20 protein-coding genes are annotated in these 23113 nt (G+C 59.7%); 11 read left to right on the forward strand and 9 right to left on the reverse strand.

Annotated elements, in window-relative coordinates; all coding sequences use genetic code 11:
* Positions 1–18 precede the first annotated feature (18 nt).
* The gene (locus tag FX982_RS11430) at positions 19–219 is read left to right on the forward strand and encodes a DUF2474 domain-containing protein (RefSeq protein WP_172610709.1); all 201 of its coding nucleotides are present in this window, start codon (positions 19–21) and stop codon (positions 217–219) included.
* An 82-nt stretch (positions 220–301) separates the two neighbouring features.
* Here FX982_RS11430 and FX982_RS11435 read toward each other — a convergent pair whose 3' ends face one another.
* Both FX982_RS11435 and FX982_RS11440 read right to left on the reverse strand, forming a co-directional pair.
* Complete coding sequence (locus FX982_RS11435) at positions 302–1426, reverse strand: methyltransferase (RefSeq protein ID WP_172610710.1); 1125 nt, start codon at positions 1424–1426, stop codon at positions 302–304.
* A 146-nt stretch (positions 1427–1572) separates the two neighbouring features.
* Complete coding sequence (locus FX982_RS11440) at positions 1573–1821, reverse strand: helix-turn-helix transcriptional regulator (protein ID WP_254074896.1); 249 nt, start codon at positions 1819–1821, stop codon at positions 1573–1575.
* Positions 1822–2141: 320 nt separating this feature from the next.
* Here FX982_RS11440 and FX982_RS11445 point away from each other — a divergent pair, with 320 nt between their 5' ends.
* Positions 2142–2918, forward strand: a complete 777-nt coding sequence (locus FX982_RS11445) for a ferredoxin--NADP reductase (protein ID WP_172610711.1) — start codon at positions 2142–2144, stop codon at positions 2916–2918.
* Positions 2919–3153: 235 nt separating this feature from the next.
* Here the strand turns inward: FX982_RS11445 and mscL are convergent, their stop codons facing one another.
* Positions 3154–3603, reverse strand: a complete 450-nt coding sequence (mscL, locus tag FX982_RS11450; RefSeq protein ID WP_172610712.1) for a large-conductance mechanosensitive channel protein MscL — start codon at positions 3601–3603, stop codon at positions 3154–3156.
* Positions 3604–3802: 199 nt separating this feature from the next.
* Between mscL and radA the strand changes: the two genes are divergently transcribed.
* The 3 genes from radA to FX982_RS11465 all read left to right on the forward strand — a co-directional run bounded on the left by radA (position 3803) and on the right by FX982_RS11465 (position 6588).
* Complete coding sequence (radA, locus tag FX982_RS11455; RefSeq protein ID WP_172610713.1) at positions 3803–5173, forward strand: DNA repair protein RadA; 1371 nt, start codon at positions 3803–3805, stop codon at positions 5171–5173.
* Positions 5174–5381: 208 nt separating this feature from the next.
* A complete protein-coding gene (locus FX982_RS11460; RefSeq protein ID WP_172610714.1) occupies positions 5382–5990 on the forward strand; it encodes a hypothetical protein in 609 nt (202 codons plus the stop codon).
* A gap of 16 nt (positions 5991–6006) precedes the next feature.
* On the forward strand, positions 6007–6588 hold the full coding sequence (locus tag FX982_RS11465) for a hypothetical protein (RefSeq protein WP_172610715.1): 582 nt from the start codon (positions 6007–6009) through the stop codon (positions 6586–6588).
* A 40-nt stretch (positions 6589–6628) separates the two neighbouring features.
* Here FX982_RS11465 and FX982_RS11470 read toward each other — a convergent pair whose 3' ends face one another.
* Positions 6629–6997: a PilZ domain-containing protein gene (locus FX982_RS11470; RefSeq protein WP_172610716.1), complete on the reverse strand. Its 369-nt coding sequence runs from the start codon at positions 6995–6997 to the stop codon at positions 6629–6631.
* A 152-nt stretch (positions 6998–7149) separates the two neighbouring features.
* Between FX982_RS11470 and FX982_RS11475 the strand changes: the two genes are divergently transcribed.
* The 3 genes from FX982_RS11475 (at position 7150) to yjiA (ending at position 10548) form a co-directional block, all read left to right on the forward strand.
* Positions 7150–9219, forward strand: coding sequence for a carbon starvation CstA family protein (locus FX982_RS11475; RefSeq protein WP_172610717.1), 2070 nt, complete (start codon positions 7150–7152; stop codon positions 9217–9219).
* Positions 9220–9245: 26 nt separating this feature from the next.
* Positions 9246–9443: a YbdD/YjiX family protein gene (locus FX982_RS11480; protein WP_065987541.1), complete on the forward strand. Its 198-nt coding sequence runs from the start codon at positions 9246–9248 to the stop codon at positions 9441–9443.
* A 133-nt stretch (positions 9444–9576) separates the two neighbouring features.
* A complete protein-coding gene (gene yjiA / locus FX982_RS11485) occupies positions 9577–10548 on the forward strand; it encodes a GTPase (protein WP_172610718.1) in 972 nt (323 codons plus the stop codon).
* Between the two features lie 186 nt (positions 10549–10734).
* Here the strand turns inward: yjiA and glyA are convergent, their stop codons facing one another.
* Together glyA and FX982_RS11495 are read right to left on the reverse strand one after the other, a co-directional pair.
* Positions 10735–11988 carry a serine hydroxymethyltransferase gene (gene glyA / locus FX982_RS11490; protein WP_172610719.1) on the reverse strand — a complete coding sequence of 418 codons (1254 nt, stop codon included), beginning with the start codon at positions 11986–11988 and terminating at the stop codon, positions 10735–10737.
* 210 nt (positions 11989–12198) lie between these two features.
* Positions 12199–16020, reverse strand: a complete 3822-nt coding sequence (locus FX982_RS11495) for a sensor domain-containing protein (RefSeq protein ID WP_438826325.1) — start codon at positions 16018–16020, stop codon at positions 12199–12201.
* A 414-nt stretch (positions 16021–16434) separates the two neighbouring features.
* On the opposite strand from FX982_RS11495, the gene ettA reads away from it, so the two are divergent.
* A complete protein-coding gene (ettA, locus tag FX982_RS11500) occupies positions 16435–18099 on the forward strand; it encodes an energy-dependent translational throttle protein EttA (RefSeq protein WP_065987538.1) in 1665 nt (554 codons plus the stop codon).
* A gap of 74 nt (positions 18100–18173) precedes the next feature.
* Here ettA and FX982_RS11505 read toward each other — a convergent pair whose 3' ends face one another.
* Positions 18174–18668, reverse strand: coding sequence for a GreA/GreB family elongation factor (locus tag FX982_RS11505; protein ID WP_172610721.1), 495 nt, complete (start codon positions 18666–18668; stop codon positions 18174–18176).
* A gap of 85 nt (positions 18669–18753) precedes the next feature.
* Positions 18754–19113, reverse strand: a complete 360-nt coding sequence (locus FX982_RS11510) for a hypothetical protein (protein ID WP_172613035.1) — start codon at positions 19111–19113, stop codon at positions 18754–18756.
* Between the two features lie 224 nt (positions 19114–19337).
* Here FX982_RS11510 and FX982_RS11515 point away from each other — a divergent pair, with 224 nt between their 5' ends.
* Entirely contained in the window at positions 19338–20546 is a 1209-nt protein-coding gene (locus FX982_RS11515; RefSeq protein WP_172610722.1) for a multidrug effflux MFS transporter, read from the forward strand.
* 707 nt (positions 20547–21253) lie between these two features.
* Positions 21254–21946: an ArsR/SmtB family transcription factor gene (locus FX982_RS11520; protein ID WP_172610723.1), complete on the forward strand. Its 693-nt coding sequence runs from the start codon at positions 21254–21256 to the stop codon at positions 21944–21946.
* A 55-nt stretch (positions 21947–22001) separates the two neighbouring features.
* On the opposite strand, the gene FX982_RS11525 is transcribed toward FX982_RS11520, so the two are convergent.
* On the reverse strand, positions 22002–22955 hold the full coding sequence (locus FX982_RS11525) for an adenosine deaminase (RefSeq protein WP_172610724.1): 954 nt from the start codon (positions 22953–22955) through the stop codon (positions 22002–22004).
* Between the last annotated feature and the right edge of the window lie 158 nt (positions 22956–23113).

Below are 23113 nucleotides of genomic sequence, written 5' to 3' on the forward strand. Positions count from 1 at the left end.
CGATAAGAGGGTTTAGCGATGTCGGTTAAAGAATCTGTTCAGCACGACGCCCGGAACCCGGATGAGCACAGGCGCGAGGTTGATCCAGCGAAGGGCAAACCACTGTGGCAGCGCATCGGCTGGCTGGTGGTCATCTGGACCGGCAGCGTGCTGGCGCTGTTCGTGGTCGCCATGCTGCTGCGCATGTTCATGACAGCGGCAGGCATGAAGTCGCACTGAGTGATGCTCCCTCAATAAAAAAACCCGCTTCGGCGGGTTTTTTTGGCTTCATCTGTGAAGGCTACACGACAAGCCCAGCGAGCTATTTACGCGCCTTGAGAATCACGAACTTCGGCGTCGCCGCCACTTGTTCCACCCCCCGAAACAGTCGCGCCAGTTTGCTGTGATAGCCCAGATGACGGTTGCCGACGATGTACAGCGCGCCGCCGGTGACCAGCGCCGAGCGCGCCTGCTGGAACATTCGCCAGGCGAGGAAATCGCCGACCACTTGCTGTTGGTGAAACGGCGGATTGCACAGAACCACGTCCAGCGATTCAGGTTCCTGCGCCGCCAGCCCGTCACCTGCGTGAATCACCACCGGCCGCTCGCCGAGGGCCAGTCTCCAGTTTTCCTGAGCCGATTGCACCGCCATGAACGACTCGTCCACCAGCGTGTAGTGCGCGTCGGGATTGTTCAGCGCGCTGGCGATGGCGAGCACGCCATTGCCGCACCCCAGATCGGCGACCCGTGCTGAGCCCAGGCCCTTGGGCAAGTACGGCAGGAAGGCGCGGGTACCGATGTCCAGCCCGTCGCGGCAGAACACGTTGGCGTGGTTGATCAACTCGATCTTCGGCTCGTCCAGCGTGTAACGGGTGGGGTAGGGCGAGGGTTGAACGGTTTTGGCTTCAGGGGTGCACAGCAGCAGTCGGGCCTTCTTTACGGCAAGCGATGCCTGCACGGGACCGATGTACTCTTCCATCAGCTCGCCTGCCGAGCGGGGCAGGTGTTTGATCATGCCGGCAGCGACGACTTTTGCGTTTGGGGCCAGTTGGTCCTGTAAACGAATCAGCTGTTCTTCCAGCAAGGCGAGGGTTTTCGGGACGCGAATCAGCACCCAGTCGAAGGGGCCGGTCAGTGGCTCACTGGCGGGGACCACCGGGACGGCGTCATAGGTCAGGCCGTTGCGCACCAGGTTTTTTCCCAGGGCTTGAGCACCGAGAAACGAATCCGTGCTGCTGACCACCGTGGCATGGGGGGCGAGGCTCGTGGCGAGCGCGCCGAAACTGTCGTTGAGCACCAGCACCCGTGTTTGCAGCGTCACCCCCTGCTCAGCAATGTGATTGAGCAGGTACTCGTCGGCGGCATCGAAGGCCTGCAAAGGCTCATCCGGCTGCTCCGGTTGGCGGATCAGGTCGAGCTGGGCAAACGGTGTGGTAAGCAGGGGCATGGGCGGAGCGGTTCCAGTCGTAGATGGCACTACCGGCATGTCAGCGGAAATTACACGTGCGCCGGCGTGTCCAGGTTCGCGAAGCCGGCGATTTTACGTGTTTTTGCCCGTATGCACCGGGCTTTTCACCCTTGCTTTGCCCGTGCCTAGATCACCCCGTCTTTCGTCGCCTGGACCACGGCCGACATCTTGTTGCAAGCGCCGATTTTATGGATGGCTTTGCCAATGTGGAAATTAACGGTGCGCGCTGTCACATCAAGGATCAACGCGACCTCTGCAGCCGTCTTGCCTGTAGCGCACCACTTCAACACCTCCACCTCTCGGATCGTCAGGCCTTTGTAGCCCAGACTCTCCCCGCAGGCGCTGCAGTCTTCGCCCATCTTCCTAATATCCATCGTGTGCCTCCATGCTCGGTGTTGATCGTCCTGATCGAAGTCTAGGAAATAATCGCCCCCTTGAACGCGGCAAGATTTGCGGTCGCGCCGCAGTGACACCGAAGTCACTGGGCGACTAGCGCTGTAAAACTTAGCGAAATCAGCAGCTTAAGATCCGCTGGCGTCCTAGTTCGGACCGCTTTGCGATAACGCTGATAGCCAAATACTCTAAAAATTGGCGAGACCGCTGTAGATGTCACTACAAACCGGCGGTGTTTATCGCAGCGTGTTTGCGGGACACTGACCACCCTTTTTTGTGAGACAGGAGCCAGGAGCGCCCCATGACTGCCAGTGCAGAAAAATTCACCCGGCAAACGCTGCTGGACGTTACGCCGCTGACTCCCAGTCTCTTTACCTTTCGCACCACCCGCGACCCCGGCTTCCGCTTTACGGCAGGACAATTCGCACGACTGGGCGTGACCAAGCCTGACGGAACGACGGTGTGGCGGGCCTATTCAGTGGTGTCCTCGCCCTTCGATGAGTTTCTCGAGTTCTTCTCCATCGTCGTGCCCAATGGCGAATTCACCAGCGAGTTGAGCCGGCTTCGTCAGGGCGACACGCTGATGGTGGAAAAACAGGCGGTGGGTTACCTGACCCTCGATCGCTTCACGGACGGTCGCGACCTCTGGATGTTGTCCACAGGCACCGGCGTGGCGCCGTTCCTGTCGATCTTGCAGGACTTCGAGGTCTGGGAGAAATTCGAGCGCATCATTCTGGTGTACAGCGTCCGCGAGTCCCGGGAACTGGCCTATCAGCAGCTCATCGCCGAGCTGACCCGGCGCGAGTATCTGGCCGAGTACGCGCACAAGTTCACGTTCATTGCCACCGTCACGCGGAAGCCGCATCCGGGTGCGCTTAACGGGCGCATTACCACGCTGATCGAGAACGGTGAATTGGAGAAAGCGGCCGGCGTCGAGCTGACGCCTGAACATTCACGGGTGATGATTTGCGGCAACCCGCAGATGATCGAAGACACCCGCGCGATACTCAAAACCCGCGACATGCGCCTGGCATTGACGCGCAAGCCGGGTCAGATTGCGGTGGAGAATTACTGGTAGTTGAACAACGGGGCGAACGCAAAACCCTGTGGAAGCGAGCTTGCTCGCGAAGAAGCGGGCACATCCGCCAAGTCTCCAGCGGCGGGTATGCCATCTTCGCGAGCAAGCTCGCTCCCACACGTCCAGCGGCGAGCGGTGATTTCGAGCCATCCCCCGATCCTGTGGGAGCGAGCTTGCTCGCGAAGCCCGCGTTCAGTACGCAGAGAAACAGCCGGATGCTGGCAGCCCTCAGCCGTTAAACGAACCGATCAGGCGTCACTGGCAGTGGCGCAGCCGGCTTGTTGTTTTGCTCTTTCAGCAGGTCGCGGATTTCGCCCAGCAGCACCTCTTCCTTCGATGGCGTTGGCGGCAGGGTCGGCGCCTTGGCCTCTTCGCGCTTCAGGCGGTTGATCGCCTTGACGCCCATGAAGATGGCGAATGCCACAATGATGAAGTCGATCACGGTCTGGATGAACTTGCCGTAAGCCAGCACCACTGCAGGGGCGGTCCCTTCGGCGGGCCGCAGCATGATGGCCAGATCACTGAAGTCCACGCCGCCGATCAGCAAGCCGAGTGGCGGCATGATTACATCGCCGACGAACGACGAAACGATCTTGCCGAATGCCGCGCCGATGATGATCCCGACGGCCATGTCGACGACGTTTCCTTTTACGGCAAAGGCTTTGAACTCGCTTAGTACGCTCATGGGTGTATTCCTTTGTTACAGATGAGAGTGGTCAATGCAGTGTAAGTCAGCTAGCTGCATCTCGCTTAATCCATGCAATCGACCGGGTACGTCCTTGTAAGTTTTATTCAATCCTCCAAAAACATGGGTGGCTGGTAGCGCTGCGCCCGACGGTTTGACGCATCGGGTATGATTGCCCCCTTTTTACATCGGGGGTGTCATGGCCAAGGCCAAACGCATGTACGGCTGCACCGAGTGCGGTTCGACGTTTCCCAAGTGGGCCGGCCAGTGCAGCGAATGCGGCGCCTGGAATACCCTCGTTGAAACCGTGATCGACAACAGCACGGCGGCGGCGCCCAGCGGTCGTTCCGGCTGGACCGGCCAACAGGCACAGATCAAAACCCTGGCCGAAGTCAGTGTCGAAGAAATCCCGCGCTTTTCCACCAACTCCACTGAGCTGGACCGGGTTCTCGGCGGCGGCCTGGTGGATGGTTCGGTGGTGTTGATCGGCGGCGACCCCGGCATCGGCAAATCGACCATTCTGTTGCAGACCCTCTGCGCCATCGCCGAGCGCATGCCGGCGCTGTACGTTACCGGCGAAGAATCGCAGCAGCAGGTCGCGATGCGTGCCCGTCGCCTCGGCTTGCCCCAGGACAAACTGCGGGTCATGACCGAGACCTGCATCGAAACCATTATTGCCACGGCGCGCATCGAGCAGCCGAAGGTCATGGTGATCGACTCGATTCAGACCATCTTCACCGAGCAGCTGCAGTCAGCGCCCGGCGGTGTATCCCAGGTTCGCGAGAGCGCAGCGCTGCTGGTGCGCTACGCCAAGCAGAGCGGGACCGCGATCTTTCTCGTCGGCCACGTCACCAAAGAAGGCGCGCTGGCCGGGCCTCGGGTGCTGGAGCACATGGTCGACACCGTGTTGTATTTCGAAGGCGAATCCGATGGCCGCCTGCGTTTGCTGCGTGCGGTCAAAAACCGTTTTGGTGCCGTCAACGAACTGGGCGTCTTCGGCATGACCGACAGAGGGCTGAAGGAAGTCTCGAACCCTTCGGCGATCTTTCTCACACGCGCGCAGGAAGAAGTCGCGGGCAGTGTGGTCATGGCCACATGGGAGGGCACCCGGCCGATGCTGGTGGAGGTGCAAGCGCTGGTCGATGACAGCCACCTTTCCAATCCGCGACGCGTGACGTTAGGTCTGGATCAAAACCGGCTCGCCATGTTGCTCGCAGTACTGCACCGCCACGGCGGTATCCCTACCCATGACCAGGATGTGTTTCTCAACGTCGTGGGCGGGGTGAAAGTGCTGGAAACCGCGTCCGACCTGGCCTTGATGGCCGCGGTCATGTCCAGCCTGCGTAACCGCGCGCTGCCGGGCGACTTGCTGGTGTTCGGCGAAGTGGGCTTGTCCGGCGAGGTGCGCCCCGTCCCCAGCGGTCAGGAGCGACTCAAGGAAGCGGCCAAGCACGGCTTCAAACGCGCCATCGTGCCCAAGGGCAACGCCCCGAAAGAGTCCCCGCCGGGCCTGACAGTGATTGGCGTGACTCGCCTGGATCAAGCTCTGGACGCGTTATTCGAGGAGTAAGAAGAGCCGGCGCTAGAGCGCCGGCCCTTAAAAATATCGGAAACGGAAATTGACGTCATAATGATGGCGCATTAGTATCGCCGCCTCGTTTCCGCTTGCTCACCCTTGATGTGCGGCTGCGGCGACGTTTCCCTGAAAATTCGAATGATTCTGCTGCGGTTCACCTGGACCGGAGTGCGGCCGTTCGCCCGAAATTAAGGATGTTGGTTTGAAACGGATTGCACATGTGCTTTTGCTTGGCGCGTTGTTGTCGCTGACCGGTTGTTTTTCTTTCAATACCTACGGCCCGATCGGCGAGCCGGACAGGGCAGCAGTGGTCACCAGTCCGCGGGTTGCACAGATGGCGGACGTGGTCGTATCGGTGCCGAAGATCAACGATGAACTGCGCAAGAACGTCAGCCGGCAATTGACGGAGCAAATCAACCACTACATCGAAAGTGCCGGCTACTTCAAAGATGTCTCGGTATTTCCTGCCAGGCTGGGTGATCAGGACGTGATGTTGAAATTCAACCTGACCTCGCTGCACGGCAAGCGCTCGACTCACCCTGCGTACTTCCCCGGTGCATTGCTGACCCTGACGATCTACATCTGGGTCAACGGGCCGATCTACGTCGACACCTACGATCTTGCAGGTGAGCTGACCATTGAAGACCGCACTGGCAAGACGCTGGCCAAAGCCATGGAGAGAGTCGACGAGCCCCACAATGTCGGCCTGTATGACGCCGACTACGCCGCGCCCGGCCTGGGCAGTCGACAGCTCCGTGACCTGATCGCCAAGCTGACCGATGCCGCAGTCACTCAATTGAATACCCGTTGAAAGGAATCAGAACACCATGAAATCCATGATTAAAGCGCTGGTGTTGATACTCGGCGTATCGCTGGGCGGCTGCGTGTCCTACTCGCAACATGATTTGCCGGCCGTGGAAAACTGGCCGCTGGCAAGCCAGCAAAAATCGACTAAGCCTGCGGCGTATGTGCGCTTTACGGCGCTCCACACATTTAACGGCGAGCAGAGAGCCGGCGGCACCAATGTCAGTGCCTGGGAGAAGGTGTTAATCGACAACTTCAACCAGTCGGGGCGTTTTCAGCGTGTCACGACTGACAAGGTAGAGTCCGACGTTTACGTGTATGCCAGCTTACGCAATGAAGAAACCGGCAACACGGGCAGTGCCATTCTGTCCGGCATCACGTTATTGGTGATCCCGACCGTTGCCCACAACCGGCTGGTGCTGGAAACGGTCTACAAAGACCGCGATGGGAAAGTATTGGGGCGGATCGAGAAAAGCGAAACCGTGACGACCTGGATGCAACTGCTGCTGGTGTTCGCGCTGCCGTTCAACCAGTCGGCCGAGGGCGTCATTCAGCACCTGACCCAGAGCACGCTTGAGGAAGCCGTCAGGCAAAAACTGATTTAACCCATCAGGTGCCGGAATCCGCCCGGCGCCTCTCTCAGAATCAGCCCCCCATCAGCGCGCCCAGCTCGCGCTCCAGTTCATCGTGATCGGCAATATTGAGCTCGATAAGTCGACGCAGGTGCGTCACTGAGTCGAGCTCAATGTGCTTGCAGACAAACCCCAGGTGATTGTGGTCGTCGTGGGTCAGCTGCACTTCCATCACGACATCAATGCCCTCCTGCAACTCGATGTCGACCATGAAACGCTCATTGGTATCGCCTCCCCACGGCGAGGGCTTCTCGATCAGCAGTCCCTTGAGCGACAGGTCGATCAACTGAACCGTCCAGGTCTGGTCGCCTTGGTTGAGTATGGTTTTCGCGTCGAATGCAACGCGTTTGAAGCGACGACGTTCTGTGTGGTTATCGGTCATTACGCAACTACTCCTTTAGCGCCTCAAGCGCCCGCTGCACTGACTATAGGACAAATATCGCGCTAGACCATCGTGGGGGTAGCCTTTCGCTCGGGCGGCGCTAAACTCCGCTTGCTGAACAACAATAAGTCCACTCAGTTGGAAACAAAAAAATGAAAAACAATAATGGTCTGCTGCGCCACGTGCCCTGGCTGATTGTTGCGATCCTTGGGGCCTGGGCTCTGGGAGTGGTTGCATTGCGTCGCGGGGAGGCGATCAACGCACTCTGGATTGTGGTGGCCGCAGTGGCCATTTATCTGGTCGCTTATCGCTACTACAGCCTGTTCATCGCTACCAAGGTCATGCAACTCGACCCGACCCGGGCCACCCCTGCGGTGCTCAAGAACGACGGGCTCGACTACGTTCCTACCAACAAACACATTCTCTTCGGTCACCACTTCGCTGCCATTGCCGGCGCAGGTCCCCTGGTCGGTCCTGTGCTCGCCGCGCAGATGGGCTATCTGCCCGGTACGCTGTGGCTGATTGCCGGTGTCGTGCTGGCGGGGGCGGTGCAGGACTTCATGATCCTGTTCCTTTCCACGCGCCGTAACGGTCGCTCGTTGGGCGACATGGTCCGCGAAGAAATGGGCCGCATTCCCGGCACCATCGCGTTGTTCGGCTGTTTCCTGATCATGATCATCATCCTCGCGGTGCTGGCGCTGATTGTGGTCAAGGCACTGGCCGAGAGCCCATGGGGCATGTTCACGGTCATGGCGACAATTCCGATCGCGATGTTCATGGGCATCTACATGCGCTTCATCCGCCCGGGCCGTATCGGCGAGATCTCGGTGGTGGGCGTCGTGCTGTTGCTGCTGTCGATCTGGGTCGGTGGTCTGGTCGCAGCGAGTCCTGAGTGGGCGCCGATGTTCACGTTCACCGGCGTGCAGATCACCTGGATGCTGGTCGGTTACGGGTTTGTCGCGGCCATGCTGCCGGTCTGGCTGGTACTGGCGCCTCGCGACTATCTGTCCACGTTCCTGAAAATCGGCACCATCATCGCGCTGGCGATCGGCATCCTGATTCTTGCGCCTGAGCTGAAAATGCCTGCGCTGACACAGTTCACCGACGGCACCGGTCCGGTCTGGAAAGGAACCCTGTTCCCGTTCCTGTTCATCACCATTGCCTGTGGCGCCGTCTCCGGTTTCCACGCGCTGATTTCTTCGGGCACCACACCGAAGCTGCTGGATAACGAAGTCAACGCCCGTTACATCGGTTACGGCGGCATGCTGATGGAGTCGTTCGTGGCGATCATGGCCATGGTCGCGGCTTCGGTCATCGAGCCAGGCGTGTACTTCGCGATGAACAGTCCTGCGGCGATCGTCGGCTCTGACGTCAACTCGGTCGCGCAGATGGTCAGCAGCTGGGGCTTCCTCATCACGCCGGATCAACTGACCGCTGTGGCGAAAGACATCGGCGAAAATACTGTGCTGGCCCGTGCCGGTGGTGCGCCGACACTGGCCGTGGGTATCGCGCAGATCCTGCACCAGGCCTTCCCGGGTCAGAACACTATGGCGTTCTGGTACCACTTCGCGATTCTGTTTGAAGCGCTGTTCATCCTGACCGCAGTGGATGCCGGTACCCGTGCCGGCCGCTTCATGCTGCAGGACCTACTGGGCAGCTTCGTACCTGCGCTGAAACGCACCGAGTCCTGGACCGCAAACGCCATCGGTACCGGTGGTTGCGTCGCGCTGTGGGGGTATCTGCTGTATCAGGGCGTGATCGATCCACTGGGCGGGATCAACACGTTGTGGCCACTGTTTGGTATCTCCAACCAGATGCTCGCGGGTATCGCGCTGATGCTGGCGACCGTCGTGCTGATCAAAATGAAGCGTCAACAGTACGTCTGGGTCACCATCCTGCCGGCTTCGTGGCTGCTGATCTGCACAGTGACCGCAGGCTTCATCAAGTTGTTCGACCCGAGCCCTGCGGTGGGCTTCCTGGCCCTGGCGAAGAAATACAGCGCGGCGGCAGATGCCGGTCAGGTGCTGGCGCCGGCCAAGACCATGGACCAGATGCAGCACGTGATCTTCAATGCCTACACCAACGCCACCCTGACCACGCTGTTCCTGTTCGTGGTCCTGAGCATTCTGTTCTATGCGCTGAAAGTGGGGCGTGCGGCGTGGATCAAGAAGGAGCGTACCGACAAGGAATCGCCATTCCAGGCGTTCCCGGAAACCCATTGAGTGCGCTGTAACGCGAGGAGCTGCCTATGTTCAACGATCTGAGTCGCCTGGGTAAGTATCTCGGTCAGGCCGCCCGCCTTATGGTGGGCATGCCGGATTACGACAATTACGTTGAGCATATGCAGAAGACCCACCCGGACAAGCCGGTGATGTCCTACGAAGCGTTCTTCCGGGAACGCCAGGACGCCCGTTACGGCGGGAAGGGCGGGCCCAAGTGTTGCTAATGAAGTGACCCTTGGTCATGCAGGAGTGAGCTTGCTCGCGATGCGTTAATTCAGTCGCCGCTGTACTGACTGACATTTCGAATCGCCCGCAACCTCACTCCTGTTTTTTTTTCAGCGAATCGAGGTCTTTTTTTTGTTCACACCTATCCCCGTCACCATCCTCAGCGGTTTTCTCGGCGCCGGCAAAACCACCTTGCTGCGCCACTTGCTCAAGGAAGAGCACGGCCTGAAGATCGCCGTGATCGAGAACGAATTCAGCGACGCCGGCGTTGACACCCAATTGCTGGGCGACGAGCCGGTGCAGGTGATGACCCTGTCCAACGGCTGCGTCTGCTGCACCATCCACGCCGACCTGACCAAAGCGCTGTATCTGCTGCTGGAGAGCCTCGACAGTGGCGAGATCGCGTTTGATCGGCTGGTCATCGAATGTACTGGCCTGGCAGACCCCGCACCGGTTGCGCAGACCTTCTTCATCGACGAGGATCTGCGCGAGCGCTACATCCTCGACGGCATCATTACGTTGGTCGACGCCGCCCATGCCGACACGCACCTGGAGCAGACCATCGCCCAGGCGCAGATCGGCTTCGCGGATCGTCTGCTGGTCAGCAAGACCGATCTGGTGGATGAAGCAACCTTCAATGCATTAAGCGAGCGCTTGACCCGCATCAACCGTCGCGCGCCGATCCGGGTGGTCGAGCACGGCAAGATCGATCTGGCCGAGCTGCTGGATGTGCGCGGCTTCAACCTGAACGCTGACATCGGCGGCATGACACTGCGCCCGGCAGCCCCGGCAGGCCGCTCCATCGACCGGATCAGCAGCCTGGTCCTGCGCAGTGACCAGCCGCTGGACATCGACAAGCTCAGCACCTTCATGAACGACCTGCTGGAAGAGCACGGCAAACAACTGCTGCGTTACAAAGGCGTGCTGAATATCGCCGGCGAGGATCGCAAGCTGGTCTTTCAGGGGGTGTTGAAGCTCTACGGATTTGACTTCGATGTGGAGTGGGCAGAAGGCGAGAAGCGCGAGAGCGTGATCGTGTTTATTGCTGATGAGCTGCCGGAGGACAAGATCCGATCGGGGTTTTCGAAGGTGGCGGCGGATTGACATTTTGGGATGTACACAATCCTTGTGGGCGCGAGCTTGCTCGCGAAAGTGCCAGGCCAGACAAACTCGATGGGACTGAACCGACGCCTTCGCGAGCAAGCTCGCTCCCACAGGTTTGATCTTCACTCGTCAGCTACAAAAAAGCCCGGCTCAAGAGCCGGGCTTTTTCACATCAAGCAACCGCTATCAAGCGCCGTAAACCGGCAACTTGGCGCAGATGGCCTGGACCTTCTCACGTACGGCGTTGATCACCGCTTCGTTGTTCAGGTCTGCCAGGATGTCGCAAATCCAGCCGGCCAGTTCCTTGCACTCTGCTTCCTTGAAGCCGCGGGTGGTCACGGCCGGGGTGCCGAAGCGCAGGCCGGAGGTGACGAACGGGGAGCGCGGATCGTTGGGTACCGAGTTCTTGTTCACGGTGATGAAGGCTTTGCCCAGTGCGGCGTCGGCGTCTTTACCGGAGATGTCCTGCTTGATCAGCGACAGCAGGAACAGGTGGTTTTCAGTACCGCCGGACACCACGTCGAACCCGCGCTCAATGAACACGCCGGCCATGGCCTTGGCGTTTTTCACCACTTGTTCCTGATAGGTCTTGAACTCAGGCTGCAGTGCTTCCTTGAAGCAGATCGCCTTGGCCGCGATGACGTGCTCCAGAGGACCGCCCTGGCCGCCCGGGAAAACAGCGGAGTTCAGCTTCTTCTCGATGTCGGCGTTGGCGCGGGCCAGGATCAGGCCACCGCGCGGGCCGCGCAGGGTTTTGTGAGTAGTGGTGGTGACGACGTCAGCGAATGGAACCGGGTTCGGGTAAACGCCTGCAGCGACCAGACCGGCTACGTGAGCCATGTCGACGAACAGGTAAGCGCCAACCTTGTCAGCGATGGCGCGGAAGCGCGGGAAGTCGAGGATCTGCGAGTAGGCGGAGAAACCGGCGACGATCATCTTCGGCTTGTGCTCGACCGCCAGTCGCTCGACTTCGTCGTAATCGATCAGGCCGTTGCCGTCGATGCCGTACTGAACGGCGTTGTACAGCTTGCCGGAGGAAGAAACGCTCGCACCGTGGGTCAGGTGACCGCCGTGGGCCAGGCTCATGCCCAGGATGGTGTCGCCAGCGTTGAGCAGCGCCAGGTACACCGCGCTGTTAGCCTGGGAACCTGCGTGTGGCTGGACGTTGGCGTAATCGGCGCCGAACAGTTCTTTGGCGCGGTCGATGGCCAATTGCTCAACGATATCGACGTATTCGCAGCCACCGTAGTAACGCTTGCCTGGGTAGCCTTCGGCGTATTTGTTGGTGAGGACCGAGCCCTGGGCTTCCATGACCGCCGGGCTGGTGTAGTTCTCCGAGGCGATCAGCTCGATGTGATCTTCCTGACGCTTGGCTTCCTGTTCCATGGCGGCGTACAGGTCGGCGTCGTACTTGGCGATGGTCAAATTGCGGCTGAACATGGCGGTCCTCGGGGATCGGGCAGTAGAAAAGGGGGGCATTCTAACCCATCGGGTTTTATCTGGCATATGAAAGCGGGTCATGTGCGTGATGAGCGCGATGCAAGGCTAAAGCTTAGCTGCAAGCCTCAAGCCTCAAGCCTCAAGCCGTAAGCTTCAAGCTGAATGCGGCGCGGCTTCTGCTTGTAGCTCGCCGCTTGCCGCTTGCCGCTGCTAGTCCAGCATAAACAGCGCATCGTTGCTGAACTGGGCCTCGAACCGCGCCGCCGGCATGGGGCGGCCGAACAGGTAACCCTGAACTTCATCGCAGCCATGTTCGCGCAGGAACTCCAACTGCTCGTGGGTTTCCACGCCCTCGGCGATCACCGACAGATTGAGGCTGTGGGCCATGGCGATGATTGCCCGGGCGATCTGCGCGTCCTGTTCGCCGGACGGCAGGCCATCGACGAAGGTGCGGTCGATCTTCAGTACGTCGATGGGGAACTGCTTCAGGTAGTTCAGCGACGAGTAGCCGGTGCCGAAGTCATCGACCGCGATGCTCAGGCCCAGCCGCTTGAGTCCGGCCAGGATCTGCATGGCTTCGCTCACCTCGCGCATCAGGATGCTTTCAGTCAGTTCAAGTTCGAGGCAGGCGGGCGGCAGGCCGATTTCCTGCAGAATACCGGCGATGCGCGTGCCCAACTGACCGTCCGAGAACTGCCGTGCGGAAATATTCACCGACACCTTCGGCACGCGAACCCGCGCCAGATGCCACTCGCGCAACTGGCGGCAGGCCTCCTTGAGCACCCACTCGCCGACTTCGACCACCAGCCCTAGTTCTTCCAGCACCGGGATGAAGTCTACTGGCGGCACCAGGCCACGACGCGGGTGACGCCAGCGCAGCAAGGCCTCGGCGCCGGTCAGGCGCTTGCCGTCGCCACTGAACTGCGGCTGGTAATACAGCGTGAACTCGCCCTGCTCCAAGGCATGGCGCAGGTCACTTTCCAGCTCCAGACGCTCAAGGGCGCTGGCATTCATGTCGGTCTGGTAAAACTGGAAGTTGTTCTTGCCGCGTTCCTTGGCGTGATACATCGCCGTGTCGGCGTTCTTCATCAACTGGCTCAGTTCGCTACCGTCCTGAGGGCTGAGCGCGATACCGATACTGGCTGTGACGAAAAACTCGCGGCCTTCCAGCACGAAGGGTTTCACCAGGCTGGCGAGAATCTGCTCGGCCACATGAATTGCCCGGTTCAGTGCGGCCTGTTGGGTGGGGCGGGGTTGCAGCAGCAGCGTGAATTCGTCGCCGCCCATGCGCGCAACGGTGTCGTCTTCGTCAACGCATGCGAGCAGGCGCAAAGCCATTTCCTTCAGCATGCGGTCGCCGGCGGCATGGCCCAGTGAATCGTTGATCGGCTTGAAGCGATCCAGGTCGAGGAACATCAACACCACCCAAGTGTGTTGACGCTCGGCATGTTGCAACGCGCTGTGCAGCCGATCCTGAAACAGCGTGCGGTTGGGAAGATGGGTCAGTGCGTCGTAATAAGCCAGCCGGTGAATGCGCTGCTCGCTGGCCTTGCGCTCGCTGATGTCGCTGAAAAAGCACACATAGCTGGCCAGGTCGCCCTCATCATCGAGCACCGCGGTAATCCCGACCCAAGCCGGATAGTGCTCACCGTCGCGGCGCTTGAGCCACAACTCACCCTCCCAACTGCCGCGCTGGCTCAACTGCTTGAGGATGTAACCCAGGTGCGCTGCCTGCTGGTTCTCGACGGTCAGCATCATCGGCAGTTGATCCAGCACTTGGGACACGGCGTAGCCACTGACCCGGGTGAAGGCGTCGTTGGCCTGCACGATGTAGCCCGCAGGGTCGGTGATCAGAATGGCCGAGGTCGAGTGTTCAAAGACCGTGGCCGCCATGCGCAGGTCTTTCTCGGCGCGCCGCTGCTGACTGACATCGCGTCCAACGCCGAGAACGCCTTCAAACGTTCCGGAGTCATCCCACACCAGCACCACACGAAGCTCTACGGGAATCTTGCGACCATCGGCGCGTAAGCAATCGAACAGGAACAACTGGGTGGTGATCTCCCTGCGCAGGTCCGCCAGCGCCTCGGGCTTGCTCGACGCTTTACTGATCCTCTGCAGCAGCGCATAAAAGCCGCTGAGCTGCTGAGGATTGGCGATGATTGCCCTCCAGCCGTTCTGCAGAATCCACTCGGCGCTATAACCCAGCACGGTATTGACCGAGGGGCTGAAGTAGTTGGCGTGCAACTGGCGATCGGTGGAGAAAATCACGTCGCTGATGCTTTCCGCGAGCATCCGGTATCGCTGCTCGCTTTCGCGCAGGGACTGGCTGGCCTCCACTTGGTCGGTGATGTCTTTGGCGACGCCCACGATGCGCCGGATCTGCCCGTCAGTGTCCGCCGCAAGCGCCTGTTCGCAGATATCGAAGCGACGCCAGTTGCCCTGTCGCGCGCGGAACCGCAACTGGCACTGGATCAGGTCGCTGCGGCCGTGCTCGGTGCGTGCAAGGCGCAACTGCTCATAAGCACCGATATCGTCCGGATGCAGCAGCGTTTCCCAGAAATGCTCGCCCATCTCGTCCAGCTCGGCCGACTCATAACCAAGGGCCAGGCCCAGATTATGGTTGCTGTAAATGATCCGCCGCGTGGCCGCGTCCAGAACGCAGAGATAGTCCGGCACGGTACGCACGACATCCGACCAGAACTGTTCCCGCTCCTGCAGCGACAGCTCGGCCTGCTTGCGGTTGGTGAAATCACTGATGCTGAGAATGACGGCGTTGAAATCTTCAGGTTGCTCAGGCAGGCGCATGACCAACCACAGGTGTTGGTCACCGCTTTGCGCGTCGGGGTTCAGAATTTCGAGTTCCAACTGGCGTTGACCCTCGAGGACCGCCTGGAGTATCTGCAGGCCGATGCCGTTTCCGGCGCGAGGGCAGCCTTCGATCAACTGTTGCCAGACATGTTGTGCCGAATCGGCGCGCAACAGTTGAGCGGCGACCTGATTGACCTCAGTGATGCGCAATTGCTGAAGCAGGCCGTTGATTAACTCGGGCTGGCTGCTCAGGCGTGCATTCAGTTCCTCGCCGCTGTTCACTTGCAGCTGCTTGAGGTAAGCCGGCAGGCCGGAGAGGTCCAGTACGCAGAGCGCGACCCCGGTGCCTTCAAAGATGTCTTTGTAGCGGCGACGGCTTTGATGCAGCTGCAGTTGGCGGCGGCGCAGGCTGCGCAGCGCGAACAGCGGAATAATGGAACAGAGCAGGGCGAGCAGGCATTCACCGATGAGCGGCAAGAGCTGCGCCTGCCGGGCTTTCTGCGGATCGAACAGGCCACGCACTTGCCAGTCGCTGTGGGTCAGTGGTTGCAGGTGCACGGTCTGCAACTCGTTGTCAGCGGACTGGCCGGCGCCTGGCAGGTTTTTGTAGAGGGGGCGTTGACTGCTGATATCTTCCAGCAGCCAGACGGGTTGGTAATCCAGATCGCTCTGGCGGGTCAGGGACTTCAGGATGTCGGGCTGGAGCCGCAGCGCCCAGTAGCGTTGATTGCCGGTGCCTGGCTGACGGATGAATAGATAAAACGTGGAGGCGCCTGGGTCGCTGGCATAGAAGTACGGATGGCCCTGGATGACCGAATGCATCTGGGTCAGAAAGCCGACATCACGGGTGTCACCCTCGCTTTCGGCAGTGACATTTCCGTCAATGTCGAGCCAGACCAGACTTTTAACGGCCGGCATCGATTGACCAAGGTTCGCCAGCACGGCCTCTGGATCGTCAACGGGTTGCGAAGTGTCCTGGGTTTCGTTAAGCACATTCAGCGCCACCTGAGCGTCCAGCGCCATGTTCAGGCTCAGCCGATCGGCGAGCTGCACGCTGTAGTCGATGCTGCGCTTGTGCTGGCGTTCCTGGGACTGCTGGAACTGCTCGATCATCTGCCATAACAACAGCATCAACATCATCAGAACCAGGACCGCGAGCGCACCCCTGAGCACGCCCCTTAAAGGCACGGTCGTTGCGCTATCGGATGGGCGCAGGGGTGAGATGGGGGTCGGTTTGAGCAAACTGTGATCCTGACTACTGGACTGAATCAGCATGTGCGAAACGCACTATAAGCCCGGTGCGCAAAAGGCGGCTAGCATGCCACCGAGCTGTGGCTAAGTGCCAGCGCTAATGGGCCGGACGGTTTGCCCTGTTGCGTGCATTCGGGTAGCTTTGCGCCACGCGCGACGCGCCGGTTTCTGCACGGCATGCTTGCATGATTTAAAAGGCCTGCAAGCATTGCTCCAGCTTTAATACCGGCCCTCGGAAGTTTGTCCCTGCCGCGCCGGTCTGGCTCTGATCAATTCAAGGCCCGGAATCGCGCCAAGGCAAGTTGCGGCGCGAAGATAAACGCATTTTTTGCGACGCAGCACTAAGCTCGCACCTTAATTCACAGTCTCATTCCAGGTTTTCATTCCATGGCTCAATACGTCTTTACCATGCATCGGCTGAGCAAAGTTGTTCCGCCGAAGCGGGAAATCCTGAAAAACATCTCCCTCTCGTTTTTCCCCGGCGCCAAGATCGGCGTCCTCGGCCTTAACGGCTCGGGTAAATCCACGCTGCTGAAAATCATGGCCGGTGTCGACACCGAATTTGACGGTGAAGCACGCCCGATGCCCGAGCTGAATATCGGCTACCTGCCGCAAGAGCCGCAGCTCGACCCGACCAAGACCGTACGTGAAGTGGTCGAAGAAGCTGTCAGCGTGATCAAGGACGCTCAAGCACGGCTGGACGAAGTCTATGCCGCTTACGCGGAGCCGGACGCCGATTTCGACAAGCTGGCGGCCGAACAGGCCAAGCTCGAGTCGATCCTGCAAGCCAGCGATGGCCACAACCTGGAGCGCCAGCTCGAAGTGGCCGCCGATGCGCTGCGCCTGCCGGCCTGGGACGCCAAGGTTGAACACTTGTCCGGTGGTGAGAAACGTCGCGTGGCCCTGTGCCGTCTGCTGCTGTCCGCCCCTGACATGCTGCTGCTCGACGAACCGACCAACCACCTGGATGCCGATTCCGTCGCCTGGCTCGAGCATTTCCTGCACGATTTCCCGGGCACCGTGGTTGCGATCACCCACGACCGGTACTTCCTCGACAACGTCGCTGGCTGGATTCTGGAACTCGACCGCGGCGCGGGCATTCCGTACGAAGGCAACTATTCCGGCTGGCTTGAAGCCAAGTCTGATCGTCTGGCGGCCGAGTCCAAGCAGCAGTCGGCCCATGAAAAGGCCATGAAAGAAGAGCTCGAGTGGGTCCGTAAAGGTGCCAAAGCGCGCCAGTCGAAATCCAAGGCTCGTCTGCAACGCTTCGAAGAGCTTCAGTCCCAGGAATTCCAGAAGCGCAGCGAGACCAACGAGATCTACATCCCGGCCGGTCCGCGTCTGGGCGACAAAGTCATCGAATTCAAGAACGTCACCAAGGGTTACGGCGATCGCGTGCTGATCGACAACCTTTCGTTCTCCATGCCTAAAGGCGCCATCGTTGGCGTGATCGGCGGTAACGGTGCCGGTAAATCGACGCTGTTCCGCATGCTGATGGGCAAGGAGCAACCGGACTCCGGCTCCATTGAAGTCGGCGAAACCGTACAGCTGGCGTGTGTCGATCAGAGCCGCGACGACCTGGACGGCAGCAAGACCGTGTTCGCGCAGATTTCCGACGGCTCCGATCAGATCAAGATCGGCAACTACGAAATCCCGTCGCGCACCTATGTCGGCCGTTTCAACTTCAAGGGCGGCGATCAGCAGAAGTTCGTGAAGGACCTGTCTGGCGGTGAGCGCGGTCGTCTGCACCTCGCGCTGACGTTGAAGGAGGGTGGCAACGTCTTGCTGCTCGACGAACCGTCAAACGACCTCGACGTTGAAACCCTGCGTTCGCTCGAAGAAGCCCTGCTGGACTTCCCTGGCGCTGCCATTGTGATCTCTCACGATCGGTGGTTCCTTGACCGCGTTGCCACTCACATCCTCGCGTACGAAGACGATTCGCAGGCGGTGTTCTTCGAAGGCAACTACACCGAGTACGAGGCCGATCGCAAGAAACGCCTTGGCGATGCCGCCGCTCAGCCGCACCGCGTGCGTCACAAGAAGCTCGCCTGATACGGTTGGGCGTCATGAAAAACGGAGCCGTTGGGCTCCGTTTTTTGTGTCTGGCCGATTGTTGGTCGACGACCTCAGTCGCCGGCTTCGATGCGCACCACCTCGATCACGGCATCGCCCACCGGCCGCTGCCAGGTGACTTCATCCCCGACCTTGGCGCCCAGTAATGCCTTGCCCAGCGGTGATGCCCAGTTGATCAACTGACTGCCTGCATCGGCCTGATCCTCGCCGACCAATTGCATGCGCTGTTCAACGTTTTCCTCGTCGGCAAAGGTCACCCAACTGCCGATCTGAACCTTGTCATCGGACGTGCTGCTGACCACTTGGGCGCTTTGCAGGCGCTGGTTGAAGTAACGCAGGTCCCGCTCGATTTCGGCCATGCGCTGTTTGTCGCCTTCATCGCCTCGGGCGTTCTGTTCGCTGTATTGGGCTTGCAGCTGCTCGACCTGATCGTGCAATTGATCAAGGCCGCGCTGGGTGACGTAGTTGGTCTGGACGCTGATCTGCCGTTCAACCGGCGGGTCGATTTGCGCAGCGGCGTTGTCTTCGTTGACGAAGGCTCGACTCATGGCGGGGCTCCTGTTCATGGCTTAGTCACATTGGGCCATGTGCGGTCCCCGATAGTTTCACCCGTTATGCAGCCGCGACCGTCGTTTAATGAGAGCGGTAGGCTTTAGCGGCGTCCTGGGTTCTCTGGCGGTCCCAGTCGCGGTCGCGGTCATTCCAAATACTGTCCCGACCTTGATCCTGAACATTGCTGTTGGCCAGTTGCGCCTGGCACTGGCGAAACCCGTCCGACCAACCTTGCGCATACAGCGTGTCACGCAAATAGCGTGGCACGTCCTTTTTGAATTGACCTTTGATGACATCAACGGACTGCCGCCCGCTTCCGCAGCCATCCTGAAAACCATCCGCGAATGCCGGTGGGTAACCTTCGGCCAATAACTGGTCGTGGGTAGACTGACATCCGGCGACAACGACAACGCACCACAAGACAGCCCATCGCGCATTCATTTTGATTTCCTCACTGCTTGAGAAAAGCTTAGAAGCGCTTCTGTGAGTTATTGGTAAAAACGTTGTAGGAAATCCATTAACCGATGCTCGGTCGCGCGTAATAAGTTCCACCTTTTTTACTGAGCGACGTCTTGAAAAAACTTCTGGTAATTTTCCCGTGACCGGGCCGCGCAGATCCAAGGTTGTTAAACTGTCGCGCTGCGCAAAACCGTTTAGGAAGATTGATGAACCTCAGAACGATTCTGATCCTCGGCGCACTCAGCGCCTTTGGCCCGTTGGCCATCGACTTTTACCTGCCAGGTTTCCCGGCCATCGCTTTGGCGTTCGGCACCGACGAGAAACACGTTCAGCTGACCCTGGCCTCTTATTTCCTCGGCCTGAGCATCGGCCAGCTCGCCTACGGCCCGATCGCCGATCGCTTCGGTCGCCGGATCCCGCTGTTATTTGGCGTCGGCTTGTTCACCCTTGCATCGCTGGCGTGCGCCCTGGCGCCTTCGCTTGAATGGCTGATTGCGGCCCGCTTTGTACAAGCGTTGGGCGGATGTGCTGGCATGGTGCTGTCACGGGCGATCGTCAGCGACAAGTGTTCGCCGGTTGACTCGGCCAAGGTGTTCTCGCAATTGATGCTGGTCATGGGCCTGGCGCCGATTCTGGCCCCGATGCTGGGCGGGCTGTTGGTCAACGTTGTGGGTTGGCAGGCCATCTTCCTGTCCTTGACGGTGTTCAGCGCACTCACCGCAGTGGCGGTTTTCAGGGGCTTGCCGGAAAGCATGCCGGCCGGCCACCCGCGACTGCCGCTCTCGGGCGCGCTCGGGTCGTACTGGAATCTGCTGGGCGACCGGATCTTCCTGGGCCATGCGCTCACCGGCGGGATCGCCATGGCCGGGATGTTCTCCTACATCGCGGGTTCACCTTTCGTTTTCATCAAGCTCTACGGCGTCCCGGCGGAACACTACGGATGGCTGTTCGGCATCAACGCCGCCGGCTTCATCCTCATCGCCCAGGTGAACGCCCGCCTTGTTGGCCGCTATGGGCCGGCGTGGTTGCTGTCGCGGACTGTCTGGATCTATCTCGCTGCTGCCGTCGTGCTGCTGACCATCGCATCGCTGCACACCGAAAAGCTGTGGCCGCTGCTGATTCCGCTGTTTATCTATATCGCCAGCCTGGGCTGCATCATCCCCAACGCTTCCGCGTGCGCGATGGGCGGGCAGGGTAAACGGGCAGGCAGCGCGTCGGCGTTGTTGGGGTGCCTGCAGTTCAGTGTCGCAGCAGGTGCGGCGGCATTGGTCGGCGTGCTGCATGACGGAACGGCGGTGCCGATGGCGACCGTCATTACGCTGTGCGGCGTGCTGGCCGTGACCCTGGCGGTGATCACTCGCCGCGCGCAACTGAAACGAGATGCGCTGATGCCCCACGCGGATGTGCGTATCTGATCGACGTCGGCAACGCGCGGGCGTTGCCGATTTTTCTTATGTTTAATGTGCACCTGTCTAAGCATGTTTAGTCTGTCGAAAATGAGCGGTTTATATACGGCCTTTTACTACTCCTTAATTGGAAACTTCTTACAGCACTAAAAATACCGATCCTGACTGCCGTGCTTGATCGCGACAAGTTCACCCTTCATACGCCTTTGGCACAGATTATTTTCTTGAAGGTTTTCTGCGTTTTCGATGTAGGCAATCGCCTCGACCTCAGACCCACGAGCCGCCATCCTCCGCGCAAGCCCCCGTGATTAAAGGGGGTTCGAGCTATCCGATCGCAATCACGCCATGTATGGGCATACCGATTGTGCTGAACATTTGCCAATACGGCCCACAAACAAAGGGTGAGTCGATGGACAAGTTGATCCACCGACCGAATCCAGGTCTTATACTAAGCGCCGTCATGGATCCGATTTAATTCTCTTTTCTAACTGTATGGCTCAGGCGCAATTATCTGTATGGCGTGCAAGTTCCAGGGATCAGAGTTCGCGTGATGTGATTTAAATCAAAGTCTGTGTTCGGCTTAAACAACGATGATGCTGACCGCAGCAACGGCCTTGCGCTTTACCGGATTACGCCCGTGATTCCACGCAAAGGCATGCCTTGATCTGCGCACCGGCACCGGTCCGCTTAGACAATGTTCAACAGGGAGTGAAGACATGGAATATGTACCTTGCATCAGCCAGATCGCTGCGTTGCTCGCCGACCCCAAACGCAGCGCGATCGTGTGGGCGTTGATGGACGGAACATCCCGGGCTGCTGATGAAGTGGCTTTGCTGGTAGGTCTCTCCACTTCTTCCGCCGGTGCGCATCTGGCGCGTCTCGCCGCAGGCGGGTTGCTGCGCCACGAAGTCCGCGCCCGCAAGCGCTACTTCAGACTCGCTGCGCCGGAAGTCCGGACCGCCGTCCAGGCGTTGGTCAGTGCATCCATGGTCAGCGCGGAACTGATCAGTCGCAGCATGGCGCAACCGTTGCCGCCCCTGCCGTTATGCAGAGCCAGTGTGTGTGCAGACCATCTGGGGGGCGAGATGGGCGCTGAGCTGTATTTGCGGATGTTGGGGGCAGGCTGGATTGAACAGTCCGAACACCGGCTTGAGGTCACCAGTGTCGGCATCTCGCGCTTTGCCGAACGTGGCATTTTTATTCCCGCGCTGGCCCACAGACGACGCGAAGCCGTGTGCGCCTGTGTTGATCGCCATGAACGCCGACCCCATCTGGGGGGCGCCTTAGGGGCGGGGCTTTTGCAACTGTTCTTGCAGTTGGGTTGGCTGCGCACGACAGAAGAGGCCTGCACGTTGCAGGTCTCATCCAACGGCCAGCGGGAAATCAGCAAGATCGCCTCGGCGGCGTGACGGCGCGAAATGGACGCGCGGCGTGTGGAGCAGAACGTCCACACGCTGCTGCTGATCAGGGCTTGATCAGACGGGCGTCGAGGCTGTTTTGCGCGAGGCGACTGGCCTGATCCTGGGTCATGCCCAAGTGGGTGTGCAGCGCGTGGAAGTTCTCGGTCACATAGCCACCGAAGTACGCAGGGTCATCGGAGTTGACAGTCACTTTCACGCCGCGCTCGAGCATATCGAGAATATTGTGCTGACCCATGTGGTCGAAAACGCAAAGCTTGGTGTTGGACAGCGGGCAGACCGTCAGCGGGATCTGCTCATCGATGATGCGCTGCATCAGGCGCTCGTCCTCGATGGCGCGCACGCCGTGGTCGATACGCTGGATTTTCAACAAATCCAGTGCCTCCCAGATGTACTCCGGCGGACCTTCTTCACCTGCGTGGGCAACGGTCAGGAAGCCTTCGCCGCGAGCCCGATCAAAGACGCGCTTGAACTTGCTCGGTGGGTGGCCCATTTCCGAGCTGTCCAGGCCGACGGCCACGAAGGTGTCACGATAGGGCAGCGCCATGTCGAGGGTCTTCTGCGCTTCGTCCTCACTCAAGTGGCGCAGGAAGCTCAGGATCAGGCCGCTGCCGATCCCGAGTTTTTCGTTGCCGTCTTTCAAGGCGCCGGCTATGCCGTTAAGCACGACTTCAAAGGGAATGCCGCGGTCGGTATGGGTCTGAGGATCGAAGAACGGTTCGGTGTGAATAACGTTCTGCGCTTTGCAGCGCTCCAGGTATGCCCAGGTCAGGTCGTAAAAATCCTGCTCGGTTCGCAGCACGTCGGCGCCGCGGTAATACAGGTCGAGAAACTCCTGAAGATTATTGAAGGCGTAGGCCTTGCGCAGGGTTTCGACATCTGCCCAGGGCAGGGCGATCTTGTTGCGCTCAGCCAGAGCGAACAAGAGTTCCGGCTCAAGTGAGCCCTCCAGATGCAGGTGCAGTTCTGCCTTGGGCAGGGCGTTTAACCAGTCGTACATGGGCTTTGTCTCGTAAGGTGCAATGGCGGGCATTCTACAGAGTCAGGCTCGCGGGCCGAATAAAACCTGACCGGACGGTTCACACGCTGCGTGGCTCTCATCGCCACAGGTATCGGCGATGCGGGCCCGCAGCTGCAGGCGTTCTTGGCGTCTGGATG

It is taken from the genome of Pseudomonas graminis, assembly GCF_013201545.1.
In the GTDB taxonomy this organism is placed as follows: domain Bacteria; phylum Pseudomonadota; class Gammaproteobacteria; order Pseudomonadales; family Pseudomonadaceae; genus Aquipseudomonas.

Bases quoted from the DNA above. Each gene is read 5' to 3' on its own strand.
- FX982_RS11430 (WP_172610709.1), top strand. From the start codon at position 19: ATGTCGGTTAAAGAATCTGTTCAGCACGACGCCCGGAACCCGGATGAG.
- FX982_RS11435 (WP_172610710.1), bottom strand. From the start codon at position 1,426: ATGCCCCTGCTTACCACACCGTTTGCCCAGCTCGACCTGATCCGCCAA.
- FX982_RS11440 (WP_254074896.1), bottom strand. From the start codon at position 1,821: ATGGATATTAGGAAGATGGGCGAAGACTGCAGCGCCTGCGGGGAGAGT.
- FX982_RS11445 (WP_172610711.1), top strand. From the start codon at position 2,142: ATGACTGCCAGTGCAGAAAAATTCACCCGGCAAACGCTGCTGGACGTT.
- mscL (WP_172610712.1), bottom strand. From the start codon at position 3,603: ATGAGCGTACTAAGCGAGTTCAAAGCCTTTGCCGTAAAAGGAAACGTC.
- radA (WP_172610713.1), top strand. From the start codon at position 3,803: ATGGCCAAGGCCAAACGCATGTACGGCTGCACCGAGTGCGGTTCGACG.
- FX982_RS11465 (WP_172610715.1), top strand. From the start codon at position 6,007: ATGAAATCCATGATTAAAGCGCTGGTGTTGATACTCGGCGTATCGCTG.
- FX982_RS11470 (WP_172610716.1), bottom strand. From the start codon at position 6,997: ATGACCGATAACCACACAGAACGTCGTCGCTTCAAACGCGTTGCATTC.
- FX982_RS11475 (WP_172610717.1), top strand. From the start codon at position 7,150: ATGAAAAACAATAATGGTCTGCTGCGCCACGTGCCCTGGCTGATTGTT.
- FX982_RS11480 (WP_065987541.1), top strand. From the start codon at position 9,246: ATGTTCAACGATCTGAGTCGCCTGGGTAAGTATCTCGGTCAGGCCGCC.
- glyA (WP_172610719.1), bottom strand. From the start codon at position 11,988: ATGTTCAGCCGCAATTTGACCATCGCCAAGTACGACGCCGACCTGTAC.
- ettA (WP_065987538.1), top strand. From the start codon at position 16,435: ATGGCTCAATACGTCTTTACCATGCATCGGCTGAGCAAAGTTGTTCCG.
- FX982_RS11505 (WP_172610721.1), bottom strand. From the start codon at position 18,668: ATGAGTCGAGCCTTCGTCAACGAAGACAACGCCGCTGCGCAAATCGAC.
- FX982_RS11510 (WP_172613035.1), bottom strand. From the start codon at position 19,113: ATGAATGCGCGATGGGCTGTCTTGTGGTGCGTTGTCGTTGTCGCCGGA.
- FX982_RS11515 (WP_172610722.1), top strand. From the start codon at position 19,338: ATGAACCTCAGAACGATTCTGATCCTCGGCGCACTCAGCGCCTTTGGC.
- FX982_RS11520 (WP_172610723.1), top strand. From the start codon at position 21,254: ATGGAATATGTACCTTGCATCAGCCAGATCGCTGCGTTGCTCGCCGAC.
- FX982_RS11525 (WP_172610724.1), bottom strand. From the start codon at position 22,955: ATGTACGACTGGTTAAACGCCCTGCCCAAGGCAGAACTGCACCTGCAT.